Consider the following 17,045-nt stretch of genomic DNA (forward strand, 5'->3'; position numbering starts at 1 on the left):
TTTGAAGTCAGGTTCGAATATGTTTTCTAACGCAATGCAAAGAAATGAAGCCATTAGGATCACCTTAGTGATCACGCTTTGTATGTTGGTTGGCCAAATGTTTCGTTTTGACTCTGCGGTCTACCTTGCGCTGTATCCAACAATCGTGATGACCAAAGTAAAAGATTACTCTTGGAGTCATCTTGTAAAAACCTTTGCGCCAACACTGCTCAGTGCATCTATAGCGCTTGTGATTGTTGAACTGTTTCAGTCTCATCCCTTTATTGTGTGGACAATTAGCTTACTGTTTGTCGATTGGATGCGAAAAAAAGCAAATACACCCATTAAGCGTGGCGCAATGATAATGCCGGTTTTTAATTGGATTCTTATCGTCATTTTTTCACAATTTAGTAGTCAGAGCATGCCGGATAGAATTGGTGAAATTTTTCTATCGATGTTGATTACTGTTTGTGTCGCAAAGGTTGCCGTTCGGTTTTTCCCTGTATCAGACTTAGCGGAAAACGCTAAGACTAAGATATTTAAGCCGCAACAAGTCACCTATCAGCAAAGACTTGTGACTATGAGTCTTATCGGCACGGGTATTGCGGTATTGATGAACATTAATCTGCTTTCGGCAACCTTTTGTATGGTGCCAGTCATCGCCGCAGCAACTCAAATTGATCGCAATGCCTATAAAGAGGTGGTGAGGCGCCGCTTCATCACTCAAGTAGGTGGCTGCGCCATTGCTGTGATAGTGAGCGTTTTACTTGCAGGCCATCAAGCGGTTATCAGTTACTATACGCTTATTGTTGGCGCGGCTATTTTTTTGATTGCGACCCAGATGGTCACAGCCGAAAAAGCGTTACGAGACTTTCATGGCGATGCGCTTTTAGCGACAGTCCTACCAATCCAACTTTATATTGGTACCGCTAGTATGGGGTTGGAGAGTATTTTACTTAGAGCGTGGGAACTGGCGCTAACATTAGGTATATTATTCCTATTATTTCAGCTATCTAACAGAAGAGAACACAATGTCACAGACGAGCAAAATGGTGCCGGAGCTTGAAGCTAGTACGTCATTTATGATGGGACTAGCTTATAAACAATTTAGAACCTTGGCTAACCAAGCGTTGACGGCAAAGCTTGGCATTAGTCTGGAAATGTTAGGTGCGCTTAAAGTGTTAGCCCATGCTGGCGAGATGCCGCAGCAAGGGTTAGCTGAAAGCCTACTGCGTGAACGCTCGGCGACTAAGCGACTAGTTGATAACTGCATTAAGCGCGAATTAATCAGCAGCTATAAACATGAAACAAATAAAAAAGCGAAATATTTAGCGATTACAGATAAAGGCATACAGGTAAAAGAGCAGGCTAGCGCTATATTGTCAGGAATTATTGAACAGTTTTACGCGCCATTAACTGCTCAGGAGAGAGAAACGATATTAGTGCTTTGCCGTAAGCTGGTAAAAGATGATGTTTTTTTGGCAAATGACTAACTAATGGGTTAAAACGTTGTAGGACCTAGAACCTAGAACCTAGAACCTAGGACCTAGAACCTAGAACCTAGAACCTAGGATTCTCCATTGAGTCTATAAATTTAGCGCTTTATTCCGCTTCCGATGCAATCACCGCTTTAATGCCATGAGCGTGCACTTTGACGCAAATTCCGTCTTTTTTAAACGCAATGGTCGGGTTCGCAAGGCGCTCTTTATCGCCTTTTGGGGAGCTCATTTTAACTTTTATGTCAGTTTCACCAGCTAATACTGGGGCTAGCTGTGGCGCTTGCTTGAGCAGTGCCTGAGCCAATGTATCGCAATCTATAGCATTACAATCGAGTACCAGTTCAATATGCTCCCAGCCTTCAGTTGGGTAGACTTTGTCGCTAGGGTAAGGCAGCTCAACACACTCAATGGCATTCGTGCCCATCATTAATGGCGTGGTGAGTTCGATAATCAAAATCGGGCGGCCGTTAATCATGTTGTCTGAAATGATATTACCAACCTTAGCAAACTCAGCTCTCAGCCCATCAGCGCTTTGGTTACTGTTCACTCTGAGCGCGGTATGGTCACACTCTAAAGATAGAGGCTCTAGGCCTAACTCTTGAGTAAATGCTTGTACTTGTTGGCTGAATGTCGTCCAGCTATTGATTAATTCTTGGTATGTCATGCTTGGGCCTTAAAGGTGAAAGGGCACGGGATTTTGAAATTATGTGTGACTAATGTTTGCAGAACCCTACTGGATAAAAATGGCTATCACTTAAAGAAGGCAAATTTATCAAGCAGCTGTTTGTAAAAATAAACTGCTTGTTTAAAGAAGCTGCCTCTTTAAAGAAGCTACTTGTTTAAATAAACTTATCTACTTAAAGAAGCGAGTGTTTAACCATGTTTAGGGCCAGATCTCAATCGGCGTGCCTTCATCAATCGCGCGCCAAAGTTCATCCATCTCTGCATTGGTGACCGCGATACAACCATCGGTCCAATTATACATCTGGGCTTCTTCAGGGGTTAAGCTAGAGTTAGGGTTTTCACCGTGGATCATGATCTGCCCGCCTGGACTAATGCCTAACGCATCGGCACGTAAACGGTCTTCATCATTAGGGTAGGAGATATGAATCGCGCGGTAGTAAGCACTATCAGACTTTTTGTAGTCTAATAAATAACGCCCTTCTGGCGTGCGCTGGTCGCCTTCGGTTAACTTATGCCCAACAGGATTGTCACCCATAGCAATGCGATATTTTTTTATCACCTTACCTTGGCGCAACAGCGACATACTCGCTTCTGACTTTGTCACGATAACTAGATCGGCTTTACCGTTGACCATAGCGCTCGCTATTGTGGCCGGTGAAAAGAGGCTACTTAAGATAAGCAATAATAAACTGAGTGATAAAACAATAACGCGCATGAAAAACCTTGAGTCAATAAGCTAAAACAGAGCCAAATATGGGGGGTCATATTACCCTAAAAATCGGTGAGTGTTGACGCTAAAAGCTAAGATTATTTTTGAGCTATCTCTATATGCGTGTCACACTATTGATATCATTTATTTTAATGCGTTGATTAATCAATTTTACTCGATTAAATCTTCGCCATATGCGCAAGGATTTGCTGTAACAATGGCAACCGAAAAAACCGAGAAAGAGTCTGAAAGTTTATTAAAGCTTAAATTACGTCGAGTAATATTTGGTACAGATACGCCTGCAGGGCGGTATTTTGATATCAGCTTAATGATATGTATCGTGATGAGTGTTCTCATTGTTTTTCTTGATACCGTCGCTAAGGTTCATGAACGGTACGGTGACATCATTGTCGTGATGGAGTGGTGTTTTACCATTATCTTCACCATCGAATACATATTAAGGCTCTATTGTTCGGCTAAACCGCTTAGCTATGCTAAAAGTTTCTATGGTGTGGTCGATCTGTTATCAGTGCTACCCTCATATTTAGCGCTGTTTTTCCCTGGTGCTAACTTCACTTTGGTGATTAGGATCCTGAGACTGTTTAGGATTTTCCGCGTATTAAAATTATTACGTTATTTAAGTGAGGGGAATTTACTGCTGCGGGCCATGATGCAGTCGAGTCGTAAGGTATTTATCTTCTTTTTCTCCGTCAGCCTTATTGTGGTCATTTTAAGTGCCATTATGTATATGGTTGAAGGGCCTCATAATGGCTTTAGCTCGATTCCTAAATCGATTTACTGGACCATTGTGACCATCACAACGGTAGGTTATGGTGACATCACGCCACAGACTCCTTTAGGCCAAGCAATTGCCGCATTTACCATGTTGCTGGGTTATTCCATTATTGCTATTCCTACGGGGATTTTAACCGCAGAGATCTCACAAGAGATTGGGCGCACGCGTGATTTAAGACGTTGCAGTAACTGTTTGAAGGTTGGGCATGAAACGGATGCTCTATACTGTGATCATTGTGGCAGCGAATTAGAGACCGACCTGTAAAAAATCATCAATGTTAAAGGATTAGCCAAAGGCTAAGAGGTGTTATGGCTGTAGCCAAGTTTGTACAGGGATCGATTTTACGCCACATCTTAGTGATGAGTTCAACCGCCGCTGTCGGTATATCGGCATTGTTTGTGGTCGATTTATTAGATCTTTTCTTTCTCAGTTTACTTGGTGAGTTAGAGCTAGCGGCGGCGGTTGGTTATGCAGGTACCATCTCCTTTTTTACCACCTCAATTGGCATTGGCTTATCGATAGCACTTGGCGCTGTAGTGTCGCGCTCAATTGGCGCCAAAGAAGTTGAAAAAGCTAAACGGCTAATGCTAAATAGTCTCGTTGTCACGCTGTTAGTAAGTATCTTTGTTGCCTTTTGGGTGTACATGTTTATTCCGGAGTTATTGAGCCTAGTGGGGGCAACTGGAGAAACAGCTAAGCTAGCCGAGAGCTTCTTGAATATTGTCGTACCATCGTTACCGTTTATCTGCCTTGCAATGGCGCTAGGTAGTGCGCTGCGCGCAGTGGGTGATGCTAAGTTATCTATGGTATCAACACTTATTGGTGGCGGGGTTAATGCGGTATTTGATCCGATCTTTATCTTTATGTTTGCCATGGGCATAGAAGGCGCGGCGGTAGCCTCTGTATTGGCACGTATTGCCGTGTTTGCGGTAGCGGCAAGAGGTGTGGTGGTTAAACACAACTTACTGGGCCGCTTTAATGTTGAACATTTTGTTGAAGACTTAAAACCCATTTTTGCTATTGCAGGTCCTGCAATGCTCACTAACGTGGCAACCCCTATCGCAAATGGAGTCGTAACGCGCGCCATTGCCGATTTTGGCGATGGCTATGTTGCTGGTTGGGCTGTGCTTGGGCGACTCATTCCGGTGTCATTTGGCATGATCTTCGCGTTATCTGGTGCTGTTGGCCCCATTGTTGGGCAAAACTTTGGCGCACTAGAATTTACACGGGTGAAAGAGTCACTGACCCGAGCGATTCAGTTCTGTACCTTATACGTACTTGGGGTTTCACTGCTGCTTTTCTTGACTCGTCATCAAATTGTCAGCGCGTTTGATATGAAAGGTAATGCGGCAGAGCTTATCTTATTCTTCTGTTCCTATATTGCGGTGTTTTTTATCTTTTCTGGCATATTGTTTGTCGCCAACGCCTCATTTAATAACCTGGGCAAGGCTAAGTACTCAACCTTGTTTAATGTGGGTAAGGCCACGTTAGGCACGATTCCATTTGTGTATTTTGGTGCACAGTGGGGAGGCGTATACGGCGTGTTGGTTGGTCAGGCTATCGGCTCGATTATATTTGGTGTATTGGGTGTTATCGTCGCTTACAGATTGGTTGATAAGGTTCAAGCAATAACTGCCGTTAGTGGGCGCTATAGGGCTCAAAGTCAGATAGAGGAAGATAAAACTGAGTTTGATGAGGAGTTGAGCTTAAGTAGTCAAAATCCTATGTCTTCATCTTGTGCCAATATGGCCATGGTCAATGAAGAGCAAGATAATGAAGCCAGTAACAAAGTGGCTGAGCTTATTGGTGGACAAGAAGAGAAGGTTTCAACCAAATAAGCTCAATTAGTCTTGATAACTAAGACTCTTAGTAACAGATACTTTAAGCAACAAATACAAGCGATAACAGATACCAGTGATAACAAACACACTGGGTAAAAGTGACACCGTCGGTAAACGTTACATTTGGTAAAAGTTAGTTAGCAGGCGCCGCTTTTTCGTCGTTGCTTGCTATCGGTGCGTCGTTAGTGGCCGCATCAGTTTCAGTCGTCCCTTCTTGCTGGGCAGCTTCTTCAGCAACAAGTTTAGCTTGCTGCTCAGCACGTTCAGCTTTAGACACATATTTTTTGATCGTAGGCGCAGTGTGCTTGTTAAGGCGAGCCTTAGCACGTTTTGCGGTCTTTTTGATCATCTTCTGTTTTCTGTTCATGAGTTCTCTACGATATGCCTATATGACAATTGTGGCACATTGTGCGCCAAGCTAGAAATCGGATGCGGATTTTACCCTAAACGGGGCGTGACTGCTACCGCAGTATTTCATTCAGCGTAATAGACTATTTTACCCTGCTTGATACAAAAACATGTATCCACGAGCCGCTTCGAATTAAAATAAAGACAAAGCATCAATTGTGATGCAGCAGAGAGTATCGATAGCATGATGAATCCACCGAATAAGATCACCTTCTTTAGCCGTTTTGAAGTCGATATTTTAGCGGGCAAAAAAACCATTACACTGCGTGATGAGTCAGAGTCTTTTTATCAGGCAGGCCAGCGCGTTAGCGTGTCAAATCTAGAAGATGGTCGCTGTTACGGTGAGCTGGATATCTTGTCGGTTGAAAAAGTGGCTTATGATGACTTAGATGACAGCCATGCTAGCCAAGAAAATATGAGTCTTGCAGAGCTTAAAACCTTAATTAGGCAGATATATCCAGGGATCACTTCAATGTATATGATCCGTTTTAGTCTGGTTTAATCCGTTTTATCTTTGCCAGCTTTATCCTTAACGTTTTAGTTCAATAAACATTGCCCGCAATCGGGTTAATTTTTCGTAGTGTGCTGTTATTCAAAACTCTGGTTTTTGAATAACGATAGTCCATGCAAAAGCTAACGGCAGCCAGTAGACTGCGTCATTCAAGTGAATAACGCAGTTTTGTATCGCCAGTGATTAACCAGCAAGATTCAAAAACAGAACAAACATGGTTTCCATGGAGGAGAGTGGTAATGTCTAGCTTAAACGGAAAGCCGTGGTATTTTTTCCCAGCAGTGGCGGTCGGTGTTGTGGTGCTCATCTTAGTGGTTAAGCTACGTAGTCATCCGCCACTTGAATTACAGGCCGAACCGAGCAAGCTGGTTGAGGTCATTGAGTTAAAGCAAGTCCCTGTTGTGGCACAGGTCGACGCCTTTGGGCGTGTTAGTCCTAAAATTCAGTGGCAGTTACTGCCTGAAGTGGGCGGGCGCGTGGTATATAAACATCCCGATCTCGCTGTGGGTAAAATCCTGCCAAAAGACACGCTCTTACTGTCTATCGATCCACTGGATTATCAAATTCGACTGTCTCAAGCCCAGGCAGACCGTAAAGCCCTTGAAGGCCAGCTTGCCGGTAAAGGCCTACAGCTTAAAAACTTACAACTATCGCTACAAATTGAAAACAATCGCTATGATCTAGTGCAATCAGATTTAAAGCGTAAAGAGACACTGCGTAAGCAAAACCTTATCTCACAATCTGAGCTTGATGGCGAAAGACAAAACCTATTGGCTCAACAGCAAAAATTACAAGAATTAGATAACAGCTTAAACCTCATGCCCAATGAGACCGATATTCTTAAGGCGCAATTACAGCAAGCGGTTGCCCGTGAAGAGGAGGCTCAGAGCCAACTAGCTAAAACCGAAATACGTCAGCCTTTTGAGGGCCGCGTGGCTGAGGTGAATATCGAAAATAATCAAGTGGTGTCGCCGCAGCAAGTGTTGGCGCGCATTAATGGTATCGAGGTCATGGAGGTTGAAGCCCAAGTGTCACTCGGCGATGTGATGACGCTGATGAAAACCGTCAACAAGCCACAAGGGCAAGAGATGCAATTACCGCGCGCAGAAGCGTTAGGCCTAAGCGCAGAGATCAACTTAAAGGGAGCCACTTACTCCTTTAGCTGGCCGGCTAAAATCAGCCGTATTGGTGAAACCGTTGACCCCACATTAGCCACTGTCAGTGTGGTATTGCAGGTCGAGCAGCAGTACCGTGAGCTTAAAATTGGTCAGTCGCCACCGCTGGTAAACGGCATGTTTGTCAGTGCACGAATTAAAGGCGGAGAACGTGATTACTGGATGGTGCCAGAACGCGCGCTGCACGGTGACAAACTCTATATCATGAACCAAGAAAATCGCTTACAGCTTATTGATGTTCAGGTTCTTTTTCGTCAAGAAGGTCAAGCGGCGCTGCAAGGTGAGTTCGTCGATGGCATGAAGTTAGTGTTAACCGACCTTATTCCGGCGGTGAACGGTATGGCACTGCGCACTCAAACTGATGACGCTAATGTCGACAACGCGGATAAAGCGAACACTAAGCAGGCGGAAACTAACAAAGCGGAGATTAAGCCGTGATCGGTTTCTTTGTCCGTCATCGCACCGCCACGACCTTGTTGATGTTGGCGTTTATCATTCTAGGAATTAAGGCGCTGCCTCAGCTTAAGCGAGAGACCTTTCCTGAGTTTTCTAAAAACTTCATCAGTGCGCAAGTGATCCTACCCGGGGCATCCCCTCAAGACGTGGAAGAAAACCTCTGCCTTAGAATGGAAGATGCCGTCGATAGCCTTGGTAGTATTATTGAAACCAAATGTGACGCGCTAGAAGGCGTTGCTCGCATGACACTTAAGCTTGACGATAAAGCTGAGATTGGCCGCAGCCTTGTTGATGTACAAACTAAGATCTCGGCAATTAAAGACTTTCCGGCAGAAATTGAACCTCCAATTGTTGAACAGTTAGATTTTAACGAGCGGATTATCGATATTGCGGTGTCAGCGTCGACCAGCAAGCCAGAACTTAAAGCCTACGCCGAAGACTTAAAGCGTCGACTCAAGCTAGATACCAGTATTCGGCAAGTGGAGATCGCGGGCTTTTCATCGCACCAATTGTTGGTTGAGATCTCACTCGGCGCGATTAAACGTCTAGGCATGAGTGTGGCCGATGTAGCCAAACAGATTGAACAACAAAACGTGCAGCTACCTAGCGGCACGGTTGAGACGCCAAGTAAGAATATTCTTATTCGCTTCGATCAGCGTGAAGTGCAGCCCGAACGTCTTGCCAATATTGTGATCCGCTCAGACGCTCAGGGCGGAGTCGTACGGCTTGGTGATATTGCCACCATTACCGATAGATTCGAGCTTGATGAAGAGAGCATTCGCTTTGATGGTGAACAAGCCGCAATTTTGACTGTGTTTAAGAATAAGTCGCAAGATTCATTAAGACTAAAAGAGGAAGTCATCGGCTTTTTAGATGCTGAGAAACTGCGCACTCCCAATGGGATCACCATTAGCACCTCCAATGATTTAAGTTCATTGCTGTGGGATCGCCTTAATATGCTAATTGAAAATGGCTTGCAAGGTGTGGTGCTTGTGTTCCTGTGTATGTGGTTGTTTTTTAGCTTACGTTACTCATTTTGGGTGGCCATGGGCTTACCCGTCGCCTTTATGGGCAGCTTGTTTTTTATGGCGCAAGTTGGCTTAACGATTAACATTATGACGCTGGTGGCCTTTTTAATGGCAATCGGCATCATGATGGACGATGCCATTGTTATCGCCGAATCTATAGCGGCCCATATTGAGCGAGGTTTGAGTAAAACTGACGCCGTTATTCAAGGGGTAAAGCGCGTATTGCCTGGGGTGATATCATCCTTTTTAACCACGGTATTTATCTTCTCCAGCATCGCTTTTATGGAAGGCGATATGGGCAAAGTGCTCAGAGTGATCCCGCAAACCTTATTGCTTATCTTGACCGTGAGTTTAGTCGAAGCCTTTTTGATTTTGCCTAACCACCTGGCCCATGCCGCCAAAGGCAAAGAGCGTAAAACCAGTCGTTTCAAGCAAAAATTTAACCAACAGTTTGAGCATTTTAGAACGGTACAATTAGTGGCGGCGGTAGAGTGGGTGATCAAATGGCGCTATCTGTTTATGGGCTCAGTGATAAGCTTATTGTTTATCTCTATTTCGCTGGCAGCTGGCGGCGCGGTTAAGTTTATCGGCTTTCCTGAGCTTGACGGCGATGTAGCCGAAGCGCGGATTATCTTGCCGCCGGGTGCAACGCTTGAGCAAACTGAGTTTGTGGTTAATCGAGTGGTCAGCGTTGCTAAACAGCTAGGTGATAAATACAGCGATAAAGAAGACGGACAACAACTTATCCAGCATATTACTGAGCGCTTTAACTTTAACGCCGATGCCGGTGAAAGTGGTGCCCATGTTGCCACGGTAAAAGTTGACTTGCTCAGCGCTGAAGTGCGCCAAACACTGATGAGCACCTTTATCAGAGAATGGCAGCAGGGCGTGGGCGAAATGGTCGATCCGATTGCCATCGTCTTTAAGCAGCCTAAGATGGGGCCTGCTGGGCGCGCGATTGAAATTCGTGTGCGCGGTGACAACTTAAACGAACTTAAATCAGCGGCGATTGAAGTGCAGCAATACTTGCAAGGCTTTAATGGTGTTTCAGGCGTGATGGACAGTATGAGGCCGGGTAAAGCCGAGATTTTAATGACTTTAAAACCGGGGGCAGAAGCCTTTGGCGTAAACGGCATGATGTTAGCGAGCCAGCTTCGTGGCGCTTATTTTCATCAAACAGCCGATACCATTCAAGTGGGGCCAGAGAGCATTCAAATCGATGTACAGCTAGATAAAATTGATGCCGCTAAGCTTGAAAATCTGGCGAACTTCCCAATCAATATCGGTAGCGCAGGCGAGCAAGTACCGCTGTCTGCGGTGGCCAACTTTGAGTGGCAACGAGGCTACGTTAAGATCTCTCGCCTCGATGGCATGCGATTTGTCACCATAACTGGCGAAGTGGATACTCACTTAGCCAACGCTAGCGAAATCAATAACGCCTTTAAAGATGAGCTATTACCTGAGCTTAAAAAGCGCTATCCCGGTATTCGTGTCAGCTATGAAGGTGAAGTTAAAGAGAGCGCGACCACCCAAAACTCAATGGCAAGTGGCTTTATTGTTGGCTTGCTAGCGGTATTTGCCATTTTAAGCCTGCAGTTTAAGAGCTACATTGAACCATTAGTGGTCATGGCCGTTATTCCGCTTGGGTTAATTGGCGTGTTATGGGGGCATCTATTACTGGGTTACTCCATGAGCATGCCATCGATACTCGGCTTTGTGGCACTTGCCGGGGTGGTTGTTAATGACTCGATATTGCTGGTGCAATATATCCGCTTTCATGTAGAAGAGGGCCAATCGGTGCATCAAGCGGTAGTGAGTGCTAGCAAAGAGCGTTTCAGAGCCGTATTTATTACGTCTCTAACCACAGCTGCGGGCATGTTGCCACTGTTACTTGAAACCAGTATTCAAGCGCAGGTATTACAGCCGTTGGTGGTTTCTATGGTATTTGGTATTTTTGCATCTACCGCGCTAGTGCTATTTATGGTCCCGGCCTGTTACGCGATTCTAGACGATTTTGGCAAGGTCAGTTTTAGTCAGAAAGATTAGGAAATAAAGGCCTAATCAGCTTGTAATGATAGATGCTAAAAAGGCGCTAACCCTTGTGGTTAGCGCCTTTTTTAATGAAATATTGACAAAATAGAGAGTGTGATGCACATAGTAGAGAGCAACATGCAGTCCACTAAAGGATGACTTTAAAGCGGATGTATAAACTTATCTTTTGTTTCTAAAAGCATGGATCCCATGGGTGATGATAAGCGCGATTGCCACCCAAAAACAGCCAATGACAGTGTCATAAAAGCGCCAGCTCATTAGATTTAAATCGCCATTGGGCATCAAGGCAAAATTGATCGCCACCATAACGGTGACCGTTATCGAGAGGCTAAACAGTAAATAGCTTTTCCTGAGACTGAACGGGATCCAAAAGGCAAATATGGCTATCACCAGCGCTAAGCCAAGCTGATCAATATAGCGAACACAGAAGTAGGCAATGATGATCCCAAGTAAGGTGCCAACGATGCGATCCCATAAATGATGCCAAGAAAGTCTATCGTTAATATGCATCACAAATAATATGGTCAAGCCGACCCAACCGGGTTGATTGACATGCAGCCAATTAGCACTGAGGGTTGCAACCAGTATGGTTAACGGTAACGTTAGGCCATAAAAAGGGCCGTTAGTATCACCTTTAATGATTTGAAAAAATTCATTGCTAGGCGAGTGACCAACCTCGTCAATTTTATATAGCCAGCCTTGCAGTAAAATAAGCACTAAAGCAAAAACGGCGCCGTAAAAATAGGCGATACCTATGGCTAGTGACGCGGGGAATCCCAGCTGGGCCAGCAATAAGGCGGTAGCAATATATTTACCGAGCAACCCCCAATAGGCGTGTTCCGGTTTTGGCAGACCAGCGAGAAAGCCAAATAGCATTAATGCTGCAATGGCCATGTGTGGATGACCGATTAAAGTCAGCCCCAGTGCAGCAGCTAGGATCACCGCGAGCACCCCGATAACGATAGCGAGAATTTGCTTTAATGCCTGACTGCGAGGGTCGAGTAGCAAAGCTAATAATGCTCCAAGGCTCATAAATGCGGCTTGAAGAAAATGCTGCGTGAGAGCGCCGTAAATGATAGGCAAACTCATACCTAAAGAAAAAAGAACACCTCTGGTACGCTCATATACAAACATAATGGATTCTGATATTTAGGTTGATTAACAAAAGTATAGAAGTTGTCGCAGAAAAGAATAGTCGTTTATATAAGACGGGCTGATCCCATATAAAAAAGGCGCTAAACCATCAGGTTTAGCGCCTTTTTTATAGAGAGCGGAATTCAGACTGTATTGATTACATCTTGCTAAGCATATTTAATGTGATGGCCACTGAGTTATCAGCAGTTACCTGCTTGGCTTCTTCATAAACTAAGTGTGCCGAACCATCGGCTTTGTCTGAAATGGTGCGAATGACAACCAACGGGATATCGAACATATCGGTAACTTGCGCTACTGCGGCGCCTTCCATTTCAACTGCGATAGCATTGAACTCTTTAAGTAACATGTTTACTACGCTTTTATCGGCAATAAACTGATCGCCAGTGGCAATAACGCCTTGGTGTACCCGCGTTTTACCCACAGACTCTTGCGCAGCGCTAAGGGCTAGTGCTTGCAGTTTTTTATCGGCGTAGAAGAAACGATCGTTATAGCCATCAAGCTGACCTTTTGGCGCGCCAAAAGCGGTTAAGTCAACATCGTGCTGCACCAGCGCGGTTGAAATCACCACATCGGCAACATTCAACTCAGGTCCCGCAGCGCCAGCAATACCGGTGAAAATAATGCTGTTGACATTAAAGTGATTGATCAACACATAAGTGGTGATCGCCGCATTGACTTTACCAACACCAGAGCGAGCGACAACCACAGGTTTACCTTTGATAAGACCTGTGTAATAAGTGTTTTTGGCAATGGTATGGGTTTGGCGTTGCTCAATTTCCGGCAGTAGCTTTTCTATTTCAGCGTCCATCGCTCCCAAAATAGCGATAGGCTGGGCATGGTTTACTGTATTCGTTTGAGCTTCAGTTTGAGCAAGGGCGTTAATCGAGAACAGTGAGTAGAGTAGAGCGAAAATAACAAGAGTGGTGCGCATCTTAGTGGCATTCCAATAGTAAAGATGGGCGCATCATAATGACATTAGCAGTGAGAGTAAACGTGCTTTTCAGCAATATATTACGAACGTGAAGTGGGTAAGTTTTGATTAGAACGGGAAGAGATTTAATGGACATTAATGTTGGCCTTCGAATGAAGACGGATGACATTTATTTTTTTGGTTGCTGTTACCAAGTCGCGCGCTTGAGCTGGTAATGATTAGATATCGTTGCCAGTCTATCCTAGGAAGTTCGGCCATAACACCTGATATGAGCCGGTTCACAAATGCAACGGTGACATAGATGTAATCGTTTGGCTCTGTCCGGTGGGCCTAAACCATTTTGTAGCTATCTCATTAATAGGCGGTTTAGTGCCCATCACTTAAAAGGTGAAACGAGTAGGCTGATGTTTTATTATTACAACTTTTTCATTGGTTTAGCTTATTTTTAAATCACCGTCAGGCTCCGTGATAGCCGTATTAAAGATTATCTAGCGGGCTCACGGTGCCAGCGTAATGTTGGCCAAGCACATGAGTGTAGATTTGAGTGGTATTGACATCATTGTGGCCCAGTAGCTCCTGAATCGTTCTTATGTCTCGCCCAGCTTGAAGTAAATGGGTGGCAAAGCTATGTCTAAAGGTATGGCAAGTAACTCTTTTGATGATATGGGTTTTCCGCACCGCAGCGGCAAGTGCTTTTCGAATAACACTCTGATGTAAATGGTGTCTACAGTGAGTCTTAGTGTACGGATTATCACTTGTGGTGGTTGATGGAAAAACAAACATCCAGCCAGCTTGCCTATATGCATTGGGGTACTTACGCTCTAGTGCATTGGGTAAAGATGGCCCCACACCACAGGTATTGTCCTTAATCTGAATAGCACGCGCAGCATCGATATAAGCAGGTAGTTTGATAGTACATTTTTGACTGAGAATGGTTTGTCTGTCTTTATGGCCTTTTCCATTTCTGATAGTGAGTGAGCAGCGTGCGAGATCGATATCTTGAATACGTAACCTTAAACATTCTGAAACCCGCAGTCCGCTGCCATACAGTAACTCGACAATAAGCTGGTCTCGCCCATTAAGCTGGCAAAGCACCTCAGAAACTTCTTCGGTAGATAGCACAATAGGTAACTGCCTTTGTTTGGTGGCATATCTAAACCCCAAGTCGCCTAGATCTTGTTTTAGGTGTTTATGATAAAGATACACAAGAGCATTGAGCGCCACTTTCTGTGTATTAATAGCAACATTACGTGAGTTAGCCAGAAAACTGAGGAATTGAGTCACTTCAGCTTGCCCCATTACTTCTGGGTGACGCTTTTGCTGAAAGTTAATGAAAGCTTTAATCCAGTACAAATATGCTTTTTCTGTTTTGATACTGTAACCGCGCATACGCATATGTTCACTAACTTGAATTAAGAAAGGGCTTTTTTTAGCTGTCATGGGAAGTCACTCTTGAACTGTTTATTTATACAGTATTATCTACTTTGCTCGGTTTTTCAGGGAAATGTTGTGTGAATAATGCTCACTTACACTTGAGGAGGGAAGATTTGTGCTATAACATCAATGTCTTATGTAGGTGTTGATTTAAATAACAGGTTTGATAAACGCGCATGCGCGTTTTCTCTAAAAAGTTATTGTTCCATATTTTATTTTCATCAATAAATACAAATGATTAGTTGTGCGCGTTTTAGCTGGTCTAATGAGGTAAACGCGCATGCGCACTATACAAATGTTATGCACAAGGAGTATGCATTGAATAAATTTTTTCCCTTAGGCTTATTTATAATTTTAGTCACCTCTTCTGTATTCGCTAAAGAAACTGTTTTACCTACAAAATTTGAAAACAATCAAATTTTTCTTGTTCCTACATTATCAGATAATACTCCTGTACGATTTTTTACTGATACTGGTGGCGGTTTCAATGCTATTTCAAAAGAATTGTATGAAATTTACAAATGGCCAACGCTTCTAAAAATTGACGGTAAAGATAAAGTAGCTCTTTCAGCTATGCCAAATTTCCAAAAGGGTAAATCAATACCAATAGGTGGTATTAACAATTATATGGAAGGCCATTTATTTATTGAATCACAAGAAAATTTTTCTAAAAATTCGAAAGTCGATGGTTTTTTAGGGGGACGTTGGCATGCAGAGAAGATTATAAAATTCGATTATATTAATAAAAGAATGTCTGTTTATAATTCTATTGATAATGTTGGTATTGAGCAGTTTCATTGTTTAAAACTGGGGTTTCAGAAAGATGACGAGAAATATACTACTGCATTCCCTAGCATTGAAATTAAAGTACTAGATACCATACTGCCAATGTTATTTGATACTGGCGCAACAGCCAGGTTATCGACCGAAGCAAAAGTCATTTTGGAAAATAATAGTTCGGAAATAGGCACGTCATATATTGTATCTTCTATTTTTGACAAATGGCGAAATGAAAATCCTAAATGGCAAGTTATTAAAAATGCGGACTTGTTATCAGGTGAACCAATGATAAAAGTTCCTGAGGTACAAATTGGCAGTATTACAGTTGGGCCAGTATGGTTTACTAGACGAGCAGATGAAAATTTTCATGACTTTATGTCATCGATGATGGATAGGAAGGTTGAAGGAGCTATTGGAGGATCATTATTAAAGTATTTACGTGTGGTTATTGATTACCCTAAGGAAATTGCTTATGTGTCTGATAAAAGTGCATAACAAGTTACTCAAACGGACGCTAAACAGTTGGCTAGCACTCGTTCCTCGTACATTTTAGCCAACTATTTCGCGCCGCTTAGTAAGGCGTTATAAGCCTTAGTAGCTCGCAGGTTGTTTATGCAATATTTATATTAAATAAACTACGGAACAACCAGAATTATAACTAACAGGCTAAAGCGATTAGCATAAAGTAATTTAAAGGTAACCTTATGGATAAGATTGATATATGAAATTGAAACAGTCATCAACATTAATGTTTTTTGGAGTGGTACTTGTTGTTTTAATTTACTTAGCCATATTAATTATTTTTTCACTACCCATTGAAGAACTATCTATCGATAAGGCTGCATTATTAGGTGATAGTTTTGGTATCGTAAACTCTCTATTTTCTGGTTTAGCATTCGCAGGGTTAATTGTTACTGTTCTCCTTCAAAGAGAAGAGTTAAAAGAATCTAGGGCTATATTTAAAGCTCAAAAATTTGAAGATGCTTTTTATAGATTAATTGGGTTTTACAAAGAGAATTTAAACGAAATTAATATTCATGATAATCAAGAAAATAAATATCATACTGGCGTAGGGGGGTTATCATTTCAATTAAGAAAGCTAAATACATTAACAAAAGGGTATTTAAAGTATCTTGATAATGATGAAACAATTGATGTTTTTCAATATTTAATTCACAGAGATATTCAAAAGATTTTAGTACCACAATCTAGATATTTGGGTACGCTGGAAAGTATTTTATCGCTAATCTTCGATCAGGTTGATGATCCAGACGAAGTTAGTTTCTATATAAAAGTAATCTCTTCGCAATTAACTGTTCATGAAGTTAAATATATTTTTTATCGTTGTCTAGTTTCTAAAACAAATAGTAAGTTAGTTGAGTTGGTAAATAAGTCTAAATTTTTAGAAAAACGTATTTCCGAGACAAATATAAACATTGAAGTAATAAAGCTATACAATCAGAACCATGGTGCCAATCTTTCATATTTAAAAAATGGTTATGAATCAATTTTCACTAAGAAAGAAGAGCGAAAATTAAAAAAGGTACACCATGAAGCAATGAAATCATATTCTTCGCTGTAATAGTGCAAATAAATTAATGTTCAAT

At 42.8% G+C, this 17,045-nt stretch carries 15 protein-coding genes; 9 read left to right on the forward strand and 6 right to left on the reverse strand.

The genetic code is table 11. The annotated features are described in order from the left end of the window. Window positions 1–19 precede the first annotated feature (19 nt). Entirely contained in the window at window positions 20–1,045 is a 1,026-nt protein-coding gene (locus ACVBIU_RS07380; RefSeq protein WP_447163411.1) for a DUF2955 domain-containing protein, read from the forward strand. Next, the gene (locus ACVBIU_RS07385) at window positions 1,011–1,472 is read left to right on the forward strand and encodes a MarR family winged helix-turn-helix transcriptional regulator (RefSeq protein WP_447163410.1); all 462 of its coding nucleotides are present in this window, start codon (window positions 1,011–1,013) and stop codon (window positions 1,470–1,472) included. The genes ACVBIU_RS07380 and ACVBIU_RS07385 overlap by 35 nt, the downstream gene beginning before the upstream one ends. A 109-nt stretch (window positions 1,473–1,581) precedes the next feature. On the opposite strand, the gene ACVBIU_RS07390 is transcribed toward ACVBIU_RS07385, so the two are convergent. Continuing rightward, window positions 1,582–2,142 (reverse strand): VOC family protein, encoded by a 561-nt coding sequence (locus tag ACVBIU_RS07390; RefSeq protein WP_447163409.1) that lies wholly within the window; start codon window positions 2,140–2,142, stop codon window positions 1,582–1,584. A 219-nt stretch (window positions 2,143–2,361) separates the two neighbouring features. Then, window positions 2,362–2,877: a L,D-transpeptidase family protein gene (locus ACVBIU_RS07395; RefSeq protein ID WP_447162520.1), complete on the reverse strand. Its 516-nt coding sequence runs from the start codon at window positions 2,875–2,877 to the stop codon at window positions 2,362–2,364. A gap of 211 nt (window positions 2,878–3,088) precedes the next feature. Here ACVBIU_RS07395 and ACVBIU_RS07400 point away from each other — a divergent pair, with 211 nt between their 5' ends. Together ACVBIU_RS07400 and ACVBIU_RS07405 are read left to right on the forward strand one after the other, a co-directional pair. Beyond that, window positions 3,089–3,931, forward strand: coding sequence for an ion transporter (locus tag ACVBIU_RS07400; protein ID WP_447163408.1), 843 nt, complete (start codon window positions 3,089–3,091; stop codon window positions 3,929–3,931). Between the two features lie 44 nt (window positions 3,932–3,975). Then, the gene (locus tag ACVBIU_RS07405; protein ID WP_447162522.1) at window positions 3,976–5,505 is read left to right on the forward strand and encodes an MATE family efflux transporter; all 1,530 of its coding nucleotides are present in this window, start codon (window positions 3,976–3,978) and stop codon (window positions 5,503–5,505) included. Between the two features lie 136 nt (window positions 5,506–5,641). On the opposite strand, the gene ACVBIU_RS07410 is transcribed toward ACVBIU_RS07405, so the two are convergent. Continuing rightward, window positions 5,642–5,875 carry a DUF2986 domain-containing protein gene (locus tag ACVBIU_RS07410; protein ID WP_447163407.1) on the reverse strand — a complete coding sequence of 78 codons (234 nt, stop codon included), beginning with the start codon at window positions 5,873–5,875 and terminating at the stop codon, window positions 5,642–5,644. A 228-nt stretch (window positions 5,876–6,103) separates the two neighbouring features. Here ACVBIU_RS07410 and yqfB point away from each other — a divergent pair, with 228 nt between their 5' ends. The 3 genes from yqfB (at window position 6,104) to ACVBIU_RS07425 (ending at window position 11,132) form a co-directional block, all read left to right on the forward strand. Continuing rightward, window positions 6,104–6,418, forward strand: coding sequence for a N(4)-acetylcytidine aminohydrolase (gene yqfB / locus ACVBIU_RS07415; RefSeq protein ID WP_447162540.1), 315 nt, complete (start codon window positions 6,104–6,106; stop codon window positions 6,416–6,418). Between the two features lie 248 nt (window positions 6,419–6,666). Then, the gene (locus ACVBIU_RS07420) at window positions 6,667–8,040 is read left to right on the forward strand and encodes an efflux RND transporter periplasmic adaptor subunit (protein WP_447163406.1); all 1,374 of its coding nucleotides are present in this window, start codon (window positions 6,667–6,669) and stop codon (window positions 8,038–8,040) included. Further along, window positions 8,037–11,132 (forward strand): efflux RND transporter permease subunit, encoded by a 3,096-nt coding sequence (locus ACVBIU_RS07425; RefSeq protein ID WP_447163405.1) that lies wholly within the window; start codon window positions 8,037–8,039, stop codon window positions 11,130–11,132. The genes ACVBIU_RS07420 and ACVBIU_RS07425 overlap by 4 nt, the downstream gene beginning before the upstream one ends. Before the next feature lie 165 nt (window positions 11,133–11,297). On the opposite strand, the gene ACVBIU_RS07430 is transcribed toward ACVBIU_RS07425, so the two are convergent. The 3 genes from ACVBIU_RS07430 to ACVBIU_RS07440 form a co-directional block, all read right to left on the reverse strand. Further along, complete coding sequence (locus ACVBIU_RS07430) at window positions 11,298–12,272, reverse strand: FUSC family protein (RefSeq protein ID WP_447163404.1); 975 nt, start codon at window positions 12,270–12,272, stop codon at window positions 11,298–11,300. A gap of 157 nt (window positions 12,273–12,429) precedes the next feature. Then, window positions 12,430–13,224, reverse strand: coding sequence for a 5'-methylthioadenosine/adenosylhomocysteine nucleosidase (locus ACVBIU_RS07435; protein ID WP_447163403.1), 795 nt, complete (start codon window positions 13,222–13,224; stop codon window positions 12,430–12,432). A 477-nt stretch (window positions 13,225–13,701) separates the two neighbouring features. Continuing rightward, window positions 13,702–14,664, reverse strand: a complete 963-nt coding sequence (locus ACVBIU_RS07440; RefSeq protein ID WP_447163402.1) for an integron integrase — start codon at window positions 14,662–14,664, stop codon at window positions 13,702–13,704. Window positions 14,665–14,976: 312 nt separating this feature from the next. On the opposite strand from ACVBIU_RS07440, the gene ACVBIU_RS07445 reads away from it, so the two are divergent. Then, complete coding sequence (locus tag ACVBIU_RS07445) at window positions 14,977–15,933, forward strand: hypothetical protein (protein ID WP_447163401.1); 957 nt, start codon at window positions 14,977–14,979, stop codon at window positions 15,931–15,933. A gap of 226 nt (window positions 15,934–16,159) precedes the next feature. Then, on the forward strand, window positions 16,160–17,020 hold the full coding sequence (locus tag ACVBIU_RS07450; RefSeq protein WP_447163400.1) for a putative phage abortive infection protein: 861 nt from the start codon (window positions 16,160–16,162) through the stop codon (window positions 17,018–17,020). Window positions 17,021–17,045 lie beyond the last annotated feature (25 nt).

This window comes from Shewanella sp. 30m-14 (genome assembly GCF_052977125.1).

Bases quoted from the DNA above. Each gene is read 5' to 3' on its own strand.
- ACVBIU_RS07440 (WP_447163402.1), bottom strand. From the start codon at position 14,664: ATGACAGCTAAAAAAAGCCCTTTCTTAATTCAAGTTAGTGAACATATG.
- ACVBIU_RS07450 (WP_447163400.1), top strand. From the start codon at position 16,160: ATGAAATTGAAACAGTCATCAACATTAATGTTTTTTGGAGTGGTACTT.
- ACVBIU_RS07430 (WP_447163404.1), bottom strand. From the start codon at position 12,272: ATGTTTGTATATGAGCGTACCAGAGGTGTTCTTTTTTCTTTAGGTATG.
- ACVBIU_RS07380 (WP_447163411.1), top strand. From the start codon at position 20: ATGTTTTCTAACGCAATGCAAAGAAATGAAGCCATTAGGATCACCTTA.
- ACVBIU_RS07400 (WP_447163408.1), top strand. From the start codon at position 3,089: ATGGCAACCGAAAAAACCGAGAAAGAGTCTGAAAGTTTATTAAAGCTT.
- ACVBIU_RS07410 (WP_447163407.1), bottom strand. From the start codon at position 5,875: ATGAACAGAAAACAGAAGATGATCAAAAAGACCGCAAAACGTGCTAAG.
- ACVBIU_RS07390 (WP_447163409.1), bottom strand. From the start codon at position 2,142: ATGACATACCAAGAATTAATCAATAGCTGGACGACATTCAGCCAACAA.
- ACVBIU_RS07420 (WP_447163406.1), top strand. From the start codon at position 6,667: ATGTCTAGCTTAAACGGAAAGCCGTGGTATTTTTTCCCAGCAGTGGCG.
- ACVBIU_RS07395 (WP_447162520.1), bottom strand. From the start codon at position 2,877: ATGCGCGTTATTGTTTTATCACTCAGTTTATTATTGCTTATCTTAAGT.
- ACVBIU_RS07405 (WP_447162522.1), top strand. From the start codon at position 3,976: ATGGCTGTAGCCAAGTTTGTACAGGGATCGATTTTACGCCACATCTTA.
- ACVBIU_RS07435 (WP_447163403.1), bottom strand. From the start codon at position 13,224: ATGCGCACCACTCTTGTTATTTTCGCTCTACTCTACTCACTGTTCTCG.
- yqfB (WP_447162540.1), top strand. From the start codon at position 6,104: ATGAATCCACCGAATAAGATCACCTTCTTTAGCCGTTTTGAAGTCGAT.
- ACVBIU_RS07385 (WP_447163410.1), top strand. From the start codon at position 1,011: ATGTCACAGACGAGCAAAATGGTGCCGGAGCTTGAAGCTAGTACGTCA.